At 39.4% G+C, this 14,429-nt stretch carries 12 protein-coding genes; 8 read left to right on the top strand and 4 right to left on the bottom strand.

Annotation, left to right across the window (positions count from 1 at the left end; translation table 11 throughout):
* The first annotated feature begins 12 nt into the window (after window positions 1–12).
* The 8 genes from IB67_RS09295 to IB67_RS09260 all read left to right on the top strand — a co-directional run bounded on the left by IB67_RS09295 (window position 13) and on the right by IB67_RS09260 (window position 7,449).
* Window positions 13–1,008, top strand: coding sequence for an ABC transporter ATP-binding protein (locus IB67_RS09295; RefSeq protein WP_072760038.1), 996 nt, complete (start codon window positions 13–15; stop codon window positions 1,006–1,008).
* A 23-nt stretch (window positions 1,009–1,031) separates the two neighbouring features.
* Window positions 1,032–2,009 carry an ABC transporter ATP-binding protein gene (locus IB67_RS09290; RefSeq protein ID WP_072760037.1) on the top strand — a complete coding sequence of 326 codons (978 nt, stop codon included), beginning with the start codon at window positions 1,032–1,034 and terminating at the stop codon, window positions 2,007–2,009.
* Between the two features lie 32 nt (window positions 2,010–2,041).
* A complete protein-coding gene (locus tag IB67_RS09285) occupies window positions 2,042–3,052 on the top strand; it encodes a serine hydrolase domain-containing protein (RefSeq protein ID WP_072760036.1) in 1,011 nt (336 codons plus the stop codon).
* A gap of 31 nt (window positions 3,053–3,083) precedes the next feature.
* Complete coding sequence (locus IB67_RS09280) at window positions 3,084–4,208, top strand: anhydro-N-acetylmuramic acid kinase (protein WP_218587317.1); 1,125 nt, start codon at window positions 3,084–3,086, stop codon at window positions 4,206–4,208.
* A 19-nt stretch (window positions 4,209–4,227) separates the two neighbouring features.
* On the top strand, window positions 4,228–5,163 hold the full coding sequence (locus tag IB67_RS09275; RefSeq protein WP_498875291.1) for an SIS domain-containing protein: 936 nt from the start codon (window positions 4,228–4,230) through the stop codon (window positions 5,161–5,163).
* 24 nt (window positions 5,164–5,187) lie between these two features.
* Window positions 5,188–6,243, top strand: a complete 1,056-nt coding sequence (gene nagA / locus IB67_RS09270) for an N-acetylglucosamine-6-phosphate deacetylase (RefSeq protein WP_072760034.1) — start codon at window positions 5,188–5,190, stop codon at window positions 6,241–6,243.
* Window positions 6,244–6,310: 67 nt separating this feature from the next.
* Window positions 6,311–6,517 (top strand): DUF6485 family protein, encoded by a 207-nt coding sequence (locus IB67_RS09265; protein ID WP_011994515.1) that lies wholly within the window; start codon window positions 6,311–6,313, stop codon window positions 6,515–6,517.
* The gene (locus tag IB67_RS09260) at window positions 6,517–7,449 is read left to right on the top strand and encodes an AAA family ATPase (RefSeq protein ID WP_011994514.1); all 933 of its coding nucleotides are present in this window, start codon (window positions 6,517–6,519) and stop codon (window positions 7,447–7,449) included. The genes IB67_RS09265 and IB67_RS09260 overlap by 1 nt, the downstream gene beginning before the upstream one ends.
* Window positions 7,450–7,454: 5 nt before the next feature.
* Here the strand turns inward: IB67_RS09260 and IB67_RS09255 are convergent, their stop codons facing one another.
* The 4 genes from IB67_RS09255 to IB67_RS09240 form a co-directional block, all read right to left on the bottom strand.
* Window positions 7,455–8,921: a hypothetical protein gene (locus IB67_RS09255; protein WP_011994513.1), complete on the bottom strand. Its 1,467-nt coding sequence runs from the start codon at window positions 8,919–8,921 to the stop codon at window positions 7,455–7,457.
* A 23-nt stretch (window positions 8,922–8,944) separates the two neighbouring features.
* Window positions 8,945–9,925: a DUF58 domain-containing protein gene (locus IB67_RS09250; RefSeq protein WP_238374578.1), complete on the bottom strand. Its 981-nt coding sequence runs from the start codon at window positions 9,923–9,925 to the stop codon at window positions 8,945–8,947.
* Window positions 9,926–10,361: 436 nt separating this feature from the next.
* Window positions 10,362–13,727, bottom strand: a complete 3,366-nt coding sequence (locus IB67_RS09245) for an AAA domain-containing protein (protein WP_464309244.1) — start codon at window positions 13,725–13,727, stop codon at window positions 10,362–10,364.
* Window positions 13,708–14,427, bottom strand: a complete 720-nt coding sequence (locus tag IB67_RS09240; protein WP_498875290.1) for a hypothetical protein — start codon at window positions 14,425–14,427, stop codon at window positions 13,708–13,710. The genes IB67_RS09245 and IB67_RS09240 overlap by 20 nt, the downstream gene beginning before the upstream one ends.
* Between the last annotated feature and the right edge of the window lie 2 nt (window positions 14,428–14,429).

The raw sequence follows: 14,429 nt of genomic DNA, 5'->3' as shown, positions 1-14,429 counted from the left end.
AGGATGTCGCCTATGACAGTACACGAAAACAAGAATTCTGAAAATATTCTCGAAGTAATAGACCTGAAAGTACACTTCAAGACACCCGAAGGAATCGTAAGAGCTGTTAATGGAATATCCTTCGCTCTCGGAAGACAGGAGACCTTGGCCATAGTAGGTGAATCAGGCTGTGGAAAGAGCGTAACAGCTCAGGCCATAATAGGATTATTGAAATCCCCACCGGCAATAATTTCCGGGGAAATTAAGTTCAAATCCACGCCGCTAGATTCTCAGAAAGTCGTGAATTCAGTTCGTGGAAAAAACATTACTATGATCTTCCAAGAGCCAATGTCATCATTTGACCCTCTCTACACCATTGGACACCAGATAGCAGAGGTTGTTGAGAAACACCTCGGTATAAAGAAAAAAGACTCTAAAGAGCTCATAATTTCAATGCTTAAGAAGGTTCACATTCCAGATGCAGAAAGACGCTATGATGAATATCCACACCAAATGAGCGGTGGCATGCTACAGCGAATAATGATAGCTTTAGCCCTGATAACAAATCCAGAAATTCTCATCGCAGACGAGCCAACAACAGCACTCGACGTAACAATTCAGGCTCAAGTGCTAAACCTGATGAGTGAATTAAAAGAAGAATTTAAAATGTCCACGATATTCATAACCCATGACCTAGGAATTGTTGCCGAGATTGCTGACCGAGTTATTGTCATGTATGCCGGCAAAATAGTTGAGCAAGGCAGTGTGTATAGCATTTTCGAATCACCTCTCCACCCTTACACGCGCGGACTTCTTGAGTCGAATATAAAATCTTCCGCGAAGGGCAAGGAATTACCGTACATACCCGGGTTCGTGCCAAGCTCAACAAAGATTCCCCAAGGTTGCCCGTTCCACCCGAGGTGTAAACACGCTATGGACGTTTGCAAAAATGTCGAACCAGAGATAACACGTGTGAACTCACAATTTGTCAGTTGCCATCTTTATACCAAAGAAAGAGCCGAAGTTTAATGGATCTTGTGAGGTGAAATTAGATGAAAATCATTGATGTAATAAATCTTAGAAAGTACTTTCCAATAAGAGGTGGAGTCTTTCTACAAGTGCAAGGTTGGGTTAAAGCATTAGAAAATGTAACCATGTCGATTGAAGAAAATAGTGTTGTAGGCGTTGTGGGGGAATCAGGCTGCGGTAAAACAACCCTTGCAAAGCTGATAGTAAAAATACACGAGCCGACAGATGGAAAGATAATATTTCACAAGAATGGTGAGCACGACATAACTTACAAGCTCGGGCGGATACACAGCACGTTCAGAAGAGACGTTCAGATGATATACCAAAATCCGTTCGATTCGCTCGACCCGAGAATGAGCATTTACGATATAATATCAGAACCTCTTAGAGCGCACAAATTCTTTGATAACAAAAACGAAGAGAAAGATTACGTAAAAGGACTCTTAGAAAGAGTCGGTCTGAACACCGATATGTTAGAGAGATACCCACATGAATTCTCAGGTGGTCAAAGGCAGAGAATAGCTATTGCTCGTGCCATAGCACTTAAACCAAGGCTGATTCTCTGTGACGAACCAACTTCAGCACTCGACGTGTCAGTTCAAAACCAGATAATTAATCTACTCTTTAAGCTCCGCGACGAATACAAGATGAGCTATCTATTCATATCGCACAACTTGGATGTTGTGCAGTACTTGAGCGACAGAATATACGTCATGTACCTTGGCAGTGTGGTTGAGGAGGGTAAGGCGGAGGAAATCTTCACGAATCCTCAGCATCCTTATACAATATCTCTCGTTCAAGCGGTACCGGGCTGGAATCCGAGGCAGAGAAAGTTCAGCAAAGTAACTTTGACAGGAGAACCACCAAGTCCAATAAACCCACCGTCAGGTTGTCCATTCCATCCGCGGTGCCCATACGTACAGGATATATGTAAGTCAGAAAAACCACAGTTATTAGGAGAAGACCACAAAGTGGCTTGCTACTTTCCGCAGGGAACATAAAAAGAGCAGCTCAGAAAAAAGAGGTGTTTGAAGTGGCATCTGCTAATCTTTGGAGCAACGTCGATAGAATCATACAATCAGGCATTGAAAGTAAAATCTATCCAGGTGCGGTTCTGCTCGTTGGAACTGAGAACGAGACTCTCTATGAAAAGACGTACGGCACCGTTGATGAAATTAAATCAACCGATGTGAACACAATCTATGACTTGGCGAGTCTAACAAAAGTCATCGCCACGACTACTGGAATAATGAAATTATTTGAAGAAGGGTATTTAAACCTCTATGACAAGGTAGGGCATTTCTTAGACGTTGAAGGTGAAAAAGCAAATATCACGATATTCGAACTCTTAACACACACTTCCGGAATGCAACCTTACAGCGACTTATGGCGTATACTGAAGGGTGAAGATCTAAAGAGAGAAGTGCTCAGGATACAGCCTACGTGCAAAGGTAAGATGCAGTATTCATGCTTGAACTTCATAACCCTAATGGCGATTGTAGAGAAAATCACCAACGAAAGTTTTGATTCCTATGTAAGTAAATTACTTAATTTGCCAGATACGTGTTTCAAACCTAAGGATATAGAATGCTGTGCACCGACGAGTGAAAGAGAGGGCAAGAGGCTTAGAGGCGAACCTGATGATGAACTTGCGTACTACCTCGGTGGCGTGAGTGGAAACGCCGGACTCTTCTCCACAGTCAGAGACATACATACGTTTGTTAAAAGACTGCTCAGTGGAGAATACGTAACGAAGAACGTTGTAAGACTCTTCACTCAAACTTTGGTTCAAGACCCGGCTGACCCGAGTTTCAAAAGGCACATAGGATGGATGGCACCTGTCAAGGGTGGTAGCACAGGCGATTTTGGAAACGAGACCATGTTCGGCCACACAGGCTTCACCGGAACAAGCCTCTGGATTACCAAAGAAGGACTCCACGTAATCTTCCTAACCAACAAAGTCTTTTACAATCGATGGGACGACAGAATCCAAAGAATCCGCACTCTACTACATAACGTTATATTCTCTCGTTTACTACGCTAACGCGTATGCATCTTTCAGTGAGGTGAAGAGATTGAACAAGCTAATCAAAATCTGGGATTGGAACGAGTTCCTCAGCTCAATCAACAAGCCTGTGCATAAAGTACTCGGTTTGATGTCCGGTACTTCTGCAGATGGTCTCGATATTGCCAATGTTGTTTTTACATACAACTACGAGGCTATAAACTTTCGTGTAGAAAGTGCTTTAACGATTCCATATGAAGAAGAACTTCAAAAAAAGATAGTGGATTCATACAATAAATCTCTTTCCAATGTTGAAAATATAACACTTCTAAACTTTGAACTCGCACAGATACACGCTCAAATGATTAACCAGCTGGGTTGGGATTATGATTTTGTAGCATACCACGGACAAACTATTTACCACCTACCAGAGCATGGGGCAACACTTCAAATAGGAGAAGCCGATGTTTTGGCTACACAGCTTGGAAAACCTGTGATCTACGATTTTAGAAAAAAGGACGTAGCTTTAGGCGGGCAAGGAGCACCTATTAGTGCATATTTAGATTCAGTTTTCTTGCTAACGGACCAACAAACAGCTGTATTGAATATAGGTGGAATCTCCAATGTTACAGCATATGACAATAACAACAATCTTGTGGCATTTGATACCGGACCAGGTAATTGCTTGATTGATTTAGTTTGCCAAAAACATTTCAACATCCGATATGACAATAATGGCAAACTCTCAGCACAAGGAAGGATAAATAATGAACTGTTGGAATACTTGATTGAAAAAAATACTGACTACATACACAAAAAGCCACCTAAAACAACTGGAAGAGAAGTTTACAACGAAGGATTTCTAAAAACACCCGTTTCAACATCTAAAGAAGATCTATTAAGAACGGTAACGCGCTTTACAGCAGAGATGATAGCAATTAATTTAAAACAACACCTGCCAAATACACAGAAACTTGTAGTTGTTGGCGGAGGAGCATACAACAAAACACTGCTCTGGGATATAAAAACCCTTGGCTATGAAATTACTGTTCCTGACAAGTGGTTGATAGACTTTAGAGAAGCAACAGCAATTGCGTTCTTGGGAGAGCTATTCCTAAGGGGTTTGGCTCATGAAAAAGTAGTTACTGGAGCAATGAAAACATCAATTCTCGGCAAATTAGCTTTGCCACTTTAAAATTAGAGGAGGTTAAGACATGGATTTCGGTTACAAAACTTACGAAGAAATCATAAGGGTCAACAATCTAATTGGTATGGCTAATAACTTGACCCCACCAAGCTTTTCAAAAAGTAAGAAATACATCTTCATCGGCTGTGGAAGTTCGTATAACGCCGGGCTAATCTTATCTGAAATTTTGAAAAAACAAGGGATTTTTGCAGAGGCTGCGAGTTCTGGTGAAGTGTTGCTGGAAAATACCGCTGATGAAATTGCGAGAAAGTTCGATGTAGCTTTCTTGTTGTCGCGCACCGGAACAACAACGGAGACGTTAAAGGTTGCTGAAATGCTGAAAGGTAAGATAGAAAGCATAGGTATCACTTGTGAAAAGGATAGCCCTTTAAGTGCCTTGTGTGATATGAATTACGAACTCGATTTTGCACATGAAGAATCCGTTGTAATGACTTCGAGTTTTTCTGCGATTTTGAGATTATTTCTCAACGGAATTGAGAGATACCCAATATCACCTGATGAATATCTAGAAAGCTATGATTCACTCCTAAGCGAAGAATTGCTGAAAGAAAAATCTCATTTCGTCTTCTTAGGATGCCAAGAAAGATACTATGTAGCAAAAGAGAGTGCATTGAAAGTTGAAGAGATGTCTCTGGACCATACAGAATTTTACGAAACTCTCGAATACAGGCACGGACCTATCGCATTGCTATCACCTCGCACGCATGTGGTAATCTTCTCCAAATATCGCAAGCCACACAAATTGGAGACAGACCTGGCTAACGATATTGTAAGTCGAGGAGGCAGTGTGCATATACTGAACGCGATGACAGACAGACCAGAGTTTGAGGTTCAATTCTTGACTCTTTATGGTCAGCTATTAGGATACAAAAGAGCGATACTCAAAGGCTTAAATCCAGATAAACCGAAGGGATTGAGCAAGTCAGTGATTTTGGATAACTGAAATCTCTTGAAAGAAGGGATCCGGATGGTTATTGAGAACGTCCTCATCGTCGATCCTGTCGATGGTGAATACGTAGGTTCAGTTGAGTTTGACGATATCATACTGAAAATTGAAAAAGAGAACAAGACATCATACGAACACATTCTTCTACCTGCATTCGTAGACCCGCACATACATGGTATCAAAGGCATCGATACCATGACCGCTTCTTTGGAAGACTATGGAAAATTCAAAGAATATGAAGCGCTCGAAGGCGTTTGGTATTTCCAGCCGACCACAGTGACATGCCCCATTGAAAAACTCTCAGAAATTCAGATATGCGACGACCTAAAATTACACATAGAAGGACCTTTCATATCACCAGACAAGAAAGGAGCTCACAACCAAAGCTATATCAGAAAGCCACCACATGACATCACAGAACTCGAAAAATACATCGACTTATCTAAAATCAGTATGATAACCGTCGCCCCAGAATACGATACATTCGAATCGTTCGCAAGAAGTTGCGAAGATAGGGGAATAAGGATCTCCATAGGTCACACAAACGCAACGTTCAGCCAAGCTAAAGAAGCCTTTCTGAAAGGTTTTAAGAGAATAACTCACTTCCCAAACGCACTTAGCCCGCTCCACCACAGAGAACCTGGCGTCACTGGTGCTGGATTGTATTTTGACTTCACGCTTGAAATAATAGCAGACGGGATACATTCATCGCCAGACTTTGTTGCATTAGTTTACAAAATAAAAGGCGCTGACAAGATAATGCTTGTAACAGACAGCATCTCAGCTGCAGGATTGAAAGATGGAAAATATGTCCTTGGTGATTTGCCTGTTGAAGTAAAAGATGGAATTGCAAGACTAATGGATGGCACACTTGCAGGTAGCACCTTGAGATTTTCTCAGGCACTCAAGAACTTCGCAAAATTTACCAAATGTTCCCTGACAGAGCTTGCAAAGGTAAGCTCATACAACACGTGCATAGACTTAAACTTGAAAGGTGGAAGAATCGCAGAAGGATATCCGGCAAGGCTTGTGTTAGTTGATAGAGAACTGAACATAAAGAAGACTTGGAATTTTTAGAAGGTTCGATATAATAATATATGAACTATTGTTACAAAGTAAGAAAACAAGAATGGGGGGAATATCGATGCCGACAGGTTGTCCATCACTCGAAAGGAACCTCAAGAATTGTACATGCACCTACACATCGTGCGACAAAAGAGGAAAGTGCTGCGAGTGTGTGGCTTATCACAGAAGCCTCGGCGAAATACCGGGTTGCTTCTTCACAAAAGAAGGGGAAAGAACTTGGGACAGGTCGATTGAAAACTTCATAAGAGACAGGGGAAGAAAATAATGGAAAAATTGCATGAAAAAGTTTTAGAAAACGTCAAGAAAGTAATAAAGGGAAAAGACGAAAAGATTAGACTCGTACTTGCCGCAATGTACGCTGGCGGGCACGTTTTGTTGGAAGACGTCCCGGGCGTAGGCAAAACAATCCTCGCACGTGCACTTGCGATATCCTTAGGACTGGATTTCAAACGTGTCCAGTTTACTCCCGACTTGTTGCCCACAGACCTAACAGGCTTGTCCATCTACGACAGGAAAAACGACACATTCACATTCAAAGAAGGACCTATATTCACAGACATACTCTTAGCCGATGAAATCAACCGCGCTACGCCAAGAACACAATCCGCACTACTTGAAGCGATGGCAGAAAGACAAGTCACAGTAGACGGCGTAACCAGAAAACTATCGAACAACTTCTTTGTCATCGCAACCCAGAACCCAATAGAATACGAAGGCACTTTCCCTCTGCCAGAAGCTCAGCTTGACAGGTTCATGGTACGCATAAGCATTGGGTATCCCGATAAAGAAAGTGAAATGGAAGTTCTGGAATCGCAAAAAGTTAGACATCCAATTGAAGAACTCAAACCTGTTGGTAACGGTGAGTTGTTTGCACAGGAAAAAAGCAAAGTAAGAAGCGTAAGAGTTAGCGACGAGGTGAAAGAATACATAGTCAGCATAGTCGATGCTACGAGAAATCACGAATCACTCAAATACGGCGCGAGCCCAAGGGGCAGTCTGGCATTGATGCACATGAGCATGGCGTGGGCTTACTTGAACAACCGCGACTTTGTCTTGCCTGACGATGTTAAAAACGTTGCTCCGTACGTACTTGTCCACAGAATAATCCAAACTACAGAATCGAAAATTCTTAGGGAAACGAAAGAGGAGATTATAGAAAGTATACTAAGTAAGGTTGCCGTTATAAGCAAAGAATGAGTTTATCAAATGAATTGTTCTCTGTTGTCATCTCTTGCAAATAGCAATGCTTCCATTTCTTTTATAAAGTGTGAAAAGCTGAGTTTAAGAGATTCTATATTTTCATCTTCGACATTAACTTTAAAGGCATACTCAACCAAGACATATGCATCGGTTAAGTTCCTCAATTCTTTTGAAGGGAATTTTTCAAGCAGCTCATACGGCGTCAAGTGATTGAGCGTTGGATAAAATGTCTGGCGTATATAGTGGTACGCATGGTGCACGAATTGTGCACCGTTCATTTTTAATATCTCATCGTAACTGTGCGGTGTTCTGTATCCGGTAGCCTCACCCTGAGCGTTGGCACTTTCCGCCTGTTCTTGTGCTACTTCTTTTGTCATTAACATCTCTACGAAAGATTTCCCAATCCAAATTAGAGAAGCCACTCCAATCACCGCTGTGATGAATTTGAATATGAGTATGAGCCTTAGTTTGTTGAGTTCATCGTTCAAGCTGTTCTTAGTAATCTCAGCAGTGTTATTTTGTGAAGTTTTTGGGATTTGCGCAACAGAATTTAAGCCTGATGTTCCTGATGATGTTGAGTTCGTTGCAGTTCTCATCTGGTTTATATTCTCTACTGTTCTATTTCCAGCTATGTTCAAAACAAATGGAAAAATTGCAAAGAAGGTTATCAAAACTGCTAAGCTTAGGACAAGTGATTTTACCAATTTCTTTTTCTGCTTGCTGTCCGAAGTTCTCAGGACAGATGTAAAGATGTATGCTATGAATATCAAGCCTATTACGAGTCCGACAATGAAGTCAATGTTGATAAAATAATCTATTTTTCTGATTAGCGAAATTCTCTCCGCATAAGCATCTGCAGTTAAGCTTTCCGATTTGTTCAAGTTCTCAGCGGTGTTTTTCTTGTTTGTTTGCACTGCTTGAGTATTTCCGCTTTGTTCTGGAGTAACATTTAAATCCTTAGGTGTATACACAACACCGTTATCTTCTTTCAAAGCGTCCGTGTTGAACCTTAAATCAGGTAAGGGAGCAATAAAGATTAATGCTATCAACAATACAAATATCCATATTTTATTTTCTCCATTTCTCTTAGGTTGCATCAATTCAGGGAATGTCAGCAAGATGTAGATCAGAGCAAGAATCGGAGACAGTGAATGGTGCGTTAAGCTGAGGATAAATATGTAGATAAAGCTTATCAACCATTTGTTCGAGTATTTTTTGCTCAGCGAGGCTAAAACGAGCAACAGTGCTGATATACAAGCAAGTACATATGTTTCCAAGAAAGAGATACTGAATAGTATTGTTACAATCGAAAAAATTGAAGTGAGTAGTTTCTTTTTGTTGTACATAAATATGATTGATATTATGGCAAGAGCTAAGTATATCCAAAAATGGATATTGAGTATTAAGCTCTTTTCAATACTGGCAAATGAAAAGAACATAATTAAGAATTTTGATAAAGCTAATGTCATAATATCATCAGCTCACCTTCTGTTCACATTTCAGAACCTGATATCTTCAACAGCCCTTCCACCAAGCTCGTGTTCTCGTGCCATATCTGGATGATTATGTTCTCCTCTTCCAGTGTTCTTGCGAATTTGTAGAGTTCTCTGATTTCAACCGGGACGTCAAAGTACGACTTGAATTTTTTCGTTGTCGCTTCGCGATATCCATACGGCATGAGTAGGACAAGAACCCTGCCGCATCTTGAACGCAGTCTAATCAGTTTCTCCACTTCCTCTTTCGTCAAGAACATGCTTATTACCAGCACCGTATCAGTCGGCTGAACGCCTTCTATGATATGCTCGAGCAGTTCCGTGGTGGAATTATTGTTATCGATAGCTCCCTCAACTTCCGAAAGGTAGTCAAAGAAGAAGACGTAGTCGCTGTCTGTGATGTCGTATATGCCTTTCGAGTGCGAGATGAAGAGATTAGTCTTTTCGTGCCTTTCGGAGAAGTGCTTAACCAAACCCGCAACTGCCTTGATGGACTCTTCTTGATATTTTTTATGGATGTATCTCCAAGCTTCTTTTGAATATATCCCACCCGGTAAATTCAAATCCAAGACGATGTAATTTTTCGCAGTTCCTGAGTATTCGTACTCCTTCACCATCAGTTTGTCCATCCTTGCGCTCTGTTTCCAGTGGATGCGGTTCATCGGTTCGTTTTGGTATTCCCGTATGTTTTTTATGTACGAAATATCCTCTGCGAGTTTGTACTTGCTCTTCAAAACGGGCAACATTTCCAATATCCTCTCAACCGAGGCGTCGGCTTCTTCCAGATTTGGCAGTACCCTCACGTCTGAATTTATTTCCTCTGTTATATAAATGCTGAAAAGTTCTGTGAAACTCTTGATTCTAACAGAATAAGCCCCCAACTTCTTGATTCCTCTCGTGCCGAATGCCGTTGTGAATGTGACGACTTCTCTTTTATCTGGTTGAAGCGTGATGAAGACTGGCTCTTTTTTTATAATCACGGGCGGAATCACTTCAATGGTTACGCTACTTCTGTTCTTGGAGATTAACTCAATGCTTAGCTCAAAAGGTTCATTTGCAAAAACCCTTGCCCTGGCTTTTACGTTTACTGCGACTCTCTTTGCAGTGTTAAGCAGGTTAAGGTAATGCCAAACGAAACCTGCGGCAGCTATATCGAGTAGCCATATGTATTTGTTGTAGATAAGAAAATTGGCAAACAGTAATCCGCCAAATACGATGTAGACAATAGGATTCAGTTTAACCCAGTATCGTTTCGTAAGACCAGCTCCTTGAAGAAAGAAGTTATTGAAGCTTATAATATTTAATCACATTCTTCTGCTTATTGCAAACATTTGGATCGCCGTTCAGGTTAAGATTAAACAAATAGCCCTGGACAATCCAGGGCTTAGAATTATTTGCAGCTCCAAATTCGATAATTTAATCTATTCTTATGCCAAGCGATTTATCAAGTTCCTTATAGATCCTTTCTATTTCTCTTTTTAAGATTTCAGAATTTTCATCAAGCCATCCATGATTGTACCACTTATAGTACGGCGTGTTAATTATTTTCCAACCAGCCCTTCTGAGCATTTCCATCCTTTCGATATGGCTTTCTGAATAGTTTCGACCATCTTCAACAAAATGATGTACTCCATCAACTTCTACCGCAACATAATGACCATTTCGAGGATTATAAACTACAAAATCCAGCCTCTTACCACAAGACTTTACCTGATTGAATATTTTAAGTTCAGATACTTCTTTTCTCCCTTGTATGTACTCATTTAGGTATTTGAATACGATTTTTTCAAATTCCGATTCCATTGCCATTAAGTCCAGCTTCCAAACTATTGGTGATGTAAATTTCTGTTGCTCGGTACTACCAAAGACATTGGGTTCAAATCCAAAATTGCTGAAATATGCTCTCGTTAAAGCAAAATTATCAGGTACACTTGAATAAACAACAAAGGTAACGTACTTAGCTCTGCTAGTTGCAACGTTAAATCGATTTTTATTCTCATAGAATGTTGAACTCCTCGATGAACTCTCATCCAAAGCCAATGAAAGTATCATTATATCTCTTTCATGACCTTGCAACTCTTCAGGAGTTCCTGTAATAATATCATGTTTTCCTGTAGTATCAGGGTCGAATGTTTCATAAATTAGGTCTTTGATTAGTTCTACTTGATTTCTAATAAACGATACCACACCTATGGTAAAATCCTTTGGTACCAAATGATGGAGTTCAAAGTCTTTGCATTTTCTATACTTGATAAGTTCAGTAATAATCTCTATTACTTTCTCAGCCTCTTCAATAACAGTTTTATCGCTTTGTCTCCTTCCGTTAACCTTTATTGGGAAGAAACACGTTAATGAAATCTTTTCAGGTGTTTCAGTCATTATTTTAAGCTTTCCCTCATAGAACTTCTCGTTGTTAAATTTAGCCAAGGCGGGTAGGGATCTAAAATGCTCATCCAACATCGTACGAGGAAGTGCTAAAGCTCTCTCGTCCTGCATTATGAAATCTAATATTGAAGAAGTTGTTACAGTAAGCTGTTTTGCACGAGCTTCCTGATATGTCAGGTTGTTTGGACGATACTTTTCCCACGTCAGTCTGTCAAGATTCTTGCTAATAAGAAAATCTAACCCTGTGGCATTTAGGTTGAGTTGCTTATGATCACCAACTATACATATTTTCTTTCCCCTATAAAAAGCGGGAATAATTTCAGCTAAGTTAACTTGTGAAGCTTCATCGACTACAACTAAATCGAACATATTTGCTTTCACCGGTAAAATCTCTGTGAGATTCCTGATTTCAGAAATCCACACAGGAAATACTTCCAATATCTTTTCCCAGTCGATATATGACTGGTATTCTTTAATTAGTGTTGGTTTCTTGTACGATAAAAGCTTTGAAAAATACTCTATCTGCTCACGAGATGTACGAATACCTTCCAAGATTCTAACTTGATTCTCCAGCACTATATAGTGCCTTTTCAAGTCCCAAAGCTCTTTCTTTATCCTTGATATTTCCTCTTGTAAAAAGGCCGGGTCCTTAATTGTTGTGCGACGAATACTTAGATTCAGAGAACCAACGTTGATAATGTCTTGAAGAAATTGGTGGAAAATCCTTCTTTTGAGAATGTTTAATATTACTCTTCCACTAAGTTTAACAGGTGATATTTTCATGACAACCTTTCCAAGGTTTATTTTGTAAAGTATTGTGACCCTATTTTCTGAAATGTTGTCAAGCTTTCTCGCTAGCACAGATAGCTTTGATATTTTCTTCAAGTTGTCATCAGATACGTTTGCTAACACCTCCTTTGACAAATCATAGTTATAAGCATATCTGAACTTGTCTTTCATCTTTTGAAGCTCATTGCTTAAATTGATAAAGTGCTTCTGTTTTCTTAAACTTTCTTCATACTCATTCTGAATCCTATTAAGATCAGTAATCTTTGACTGAAGTTGATTTTCTATTTCTTGCTTCTTGGTTCTTATAGTCTTAATTCTCGATTCCAAGTAATACGGATTAGAATATTCATTCAGTAGAGATTTCAATGAATCTTTAAGATCAGCTTTTGTTTGTTTGTCAAAGTATATGAGCGGTAAAATCTTTAAGTTAGAGTCATTATCCTTCAAAACACCTTCTACTTTTTCTTTTACAACTTTTACTGCCGGTGGTTTTTGTGATACAACAAGGACTTTTCTTCCTGTTAATATTGCCGCTAAAACCATTGCAGAAATCGTGTGAGACTTTCCGGTACCTGGAGGACCTTGAATGTAGCTCATATCGTGGCTGAAAGCATTTTGCAAGGCTCTCACTTGTGCCGGTGACAAGGGAATTGGCATAAGTTTTTCTATAACTGTTGATATATTTTCAAATTCCTCTGGTTCATACTCGGTACGTTGAATATCGCTGAAAAAGGAACCGTTCAGCAATTTCTCAAGCACTCTATTCTCAAAGCTCTCATTTTTTCTAACTTCATCGATCAATCGGCTTAAAGATTGATAGGTAGATATTTCATTGGGAACCTGAGCCATGAATAAATATCCTTCGTTTAAGAAGAGAATTTTGCTTGATTTGTAAAGAAAATCCAATCTATCAATCCATTCATGATCTTCAAAATCTTTTGAATGTAAGGTATCATTTTCAGGTAAATTGATTAAACACGTTTTGGAAACATCAAATATGTCTTTGAAATCATTCAGACTGTCTTGTAATAGTTTGAAAGCTTTTTGACCAAATTCTAAGAGCTCGGAAATTCCGCTTATGACTGATAATTTATCCTCTATGTCACTTATAGCTTCAATTTCTTTCTCTAACTCGGGGTCAACATACTCTTCCTCATCATCCGCAACAACTCGTTTTTTGTCAAGTAACTTTGAAATTAGGTCATAGTTGAGTACTGACGATGAAACGTCTATGTATAAAGAAAAACCACTTCCTTTATAAGCTTCAATTTCGCACTCAGCAACTAAAAATGGACCAGCATATTTCCTTTGACCAAATACACCTCCTACACCGAGAAACAACTTCTTATCTGAATATTTTTCCAACGTCGGATAGATTTTGAGGAGTGCTTCATAAAGTCTACTATTCCGCCTGATATCAACAGTATCTTCTGATACCACTTTAAACTCCTGACTGTTAGATATCGGAATCACGTAGCTGCCCATTCCCCTTCTCTTAAGGGCGTTCGTAAAAATCTTAGCAAAATCTGTTTTGGTTCCGATCTTCCTGCTTATGTCACGTAAATAGGCTATGTAATTTATTATAGTCTCATTCTTTGCTTGTTCCATTTCCATCAACCCACTCTGAGAGATCTAATGGTTCGTTTAGAACGTCCCTGAGTCTTTGAATTTCTATCTTTAGCATTTCCGTTTGTGAAATCAAATCGCTCGTTCTAGTATTTAATTCAAGTAACTCTTTTAGAGTTTCTTGGTATTGTTCAAGAATTTGGTTTTGCCTTAATAATTTAGAATCTACTTCTTCTATTCGACTCTTAGTTTCATCCAAGAAATTAATTATTTTGGATATATTCAGTTTTGTTTCATCAAATCGTTTAGAAACGTTTTCTCCGATTTCTTTCAGCTGTCTTTCTATAGTTTCCTTATTTTGTTCGAAAATTTGGTTTAGTCTAATAAGTTTAGAATCAATCTCCCCTATGTGATTCATGGTATCATCTAAGGAGCTACCTATTTCTGATAAGTTTGTTTTTGTTTCATAGAATTGGTTAGAAACAGCTTCCTTGAGCTCCTTCAGTCGCATCTCTATGGCTTGTAACCTTAAGTCCACAGTATTTAGTACTTCACTCCTTTGTTCAATGCGCTGAACAATTTCGAATAATTGCTTTGATGATGAATGAATTTCTAACAACATTTCTCTTGTTTTCCTTATGGCAAAATAAATCACGACGCCATAGGCAATTGCAAGTACTAGAGTAACAACAGAGATAATTACAGAAAACATCATATAACCAACTAGCGAATCAAGAGACATAA

This window comes from Fervidobacterium riparium (genome assembly GCF_025370035.1).
Lineage (GTDB): Bacteria > Thermotogota > Thermotogae > Thermotogales > Fervidobacteriaceae > Fervidobacterium > Fervidobacterium gondwanense.
Note: the sequence above shows the minus strand (reverse complement) of the source record. Positions and strands in the feature narration are given on the sequence as shown.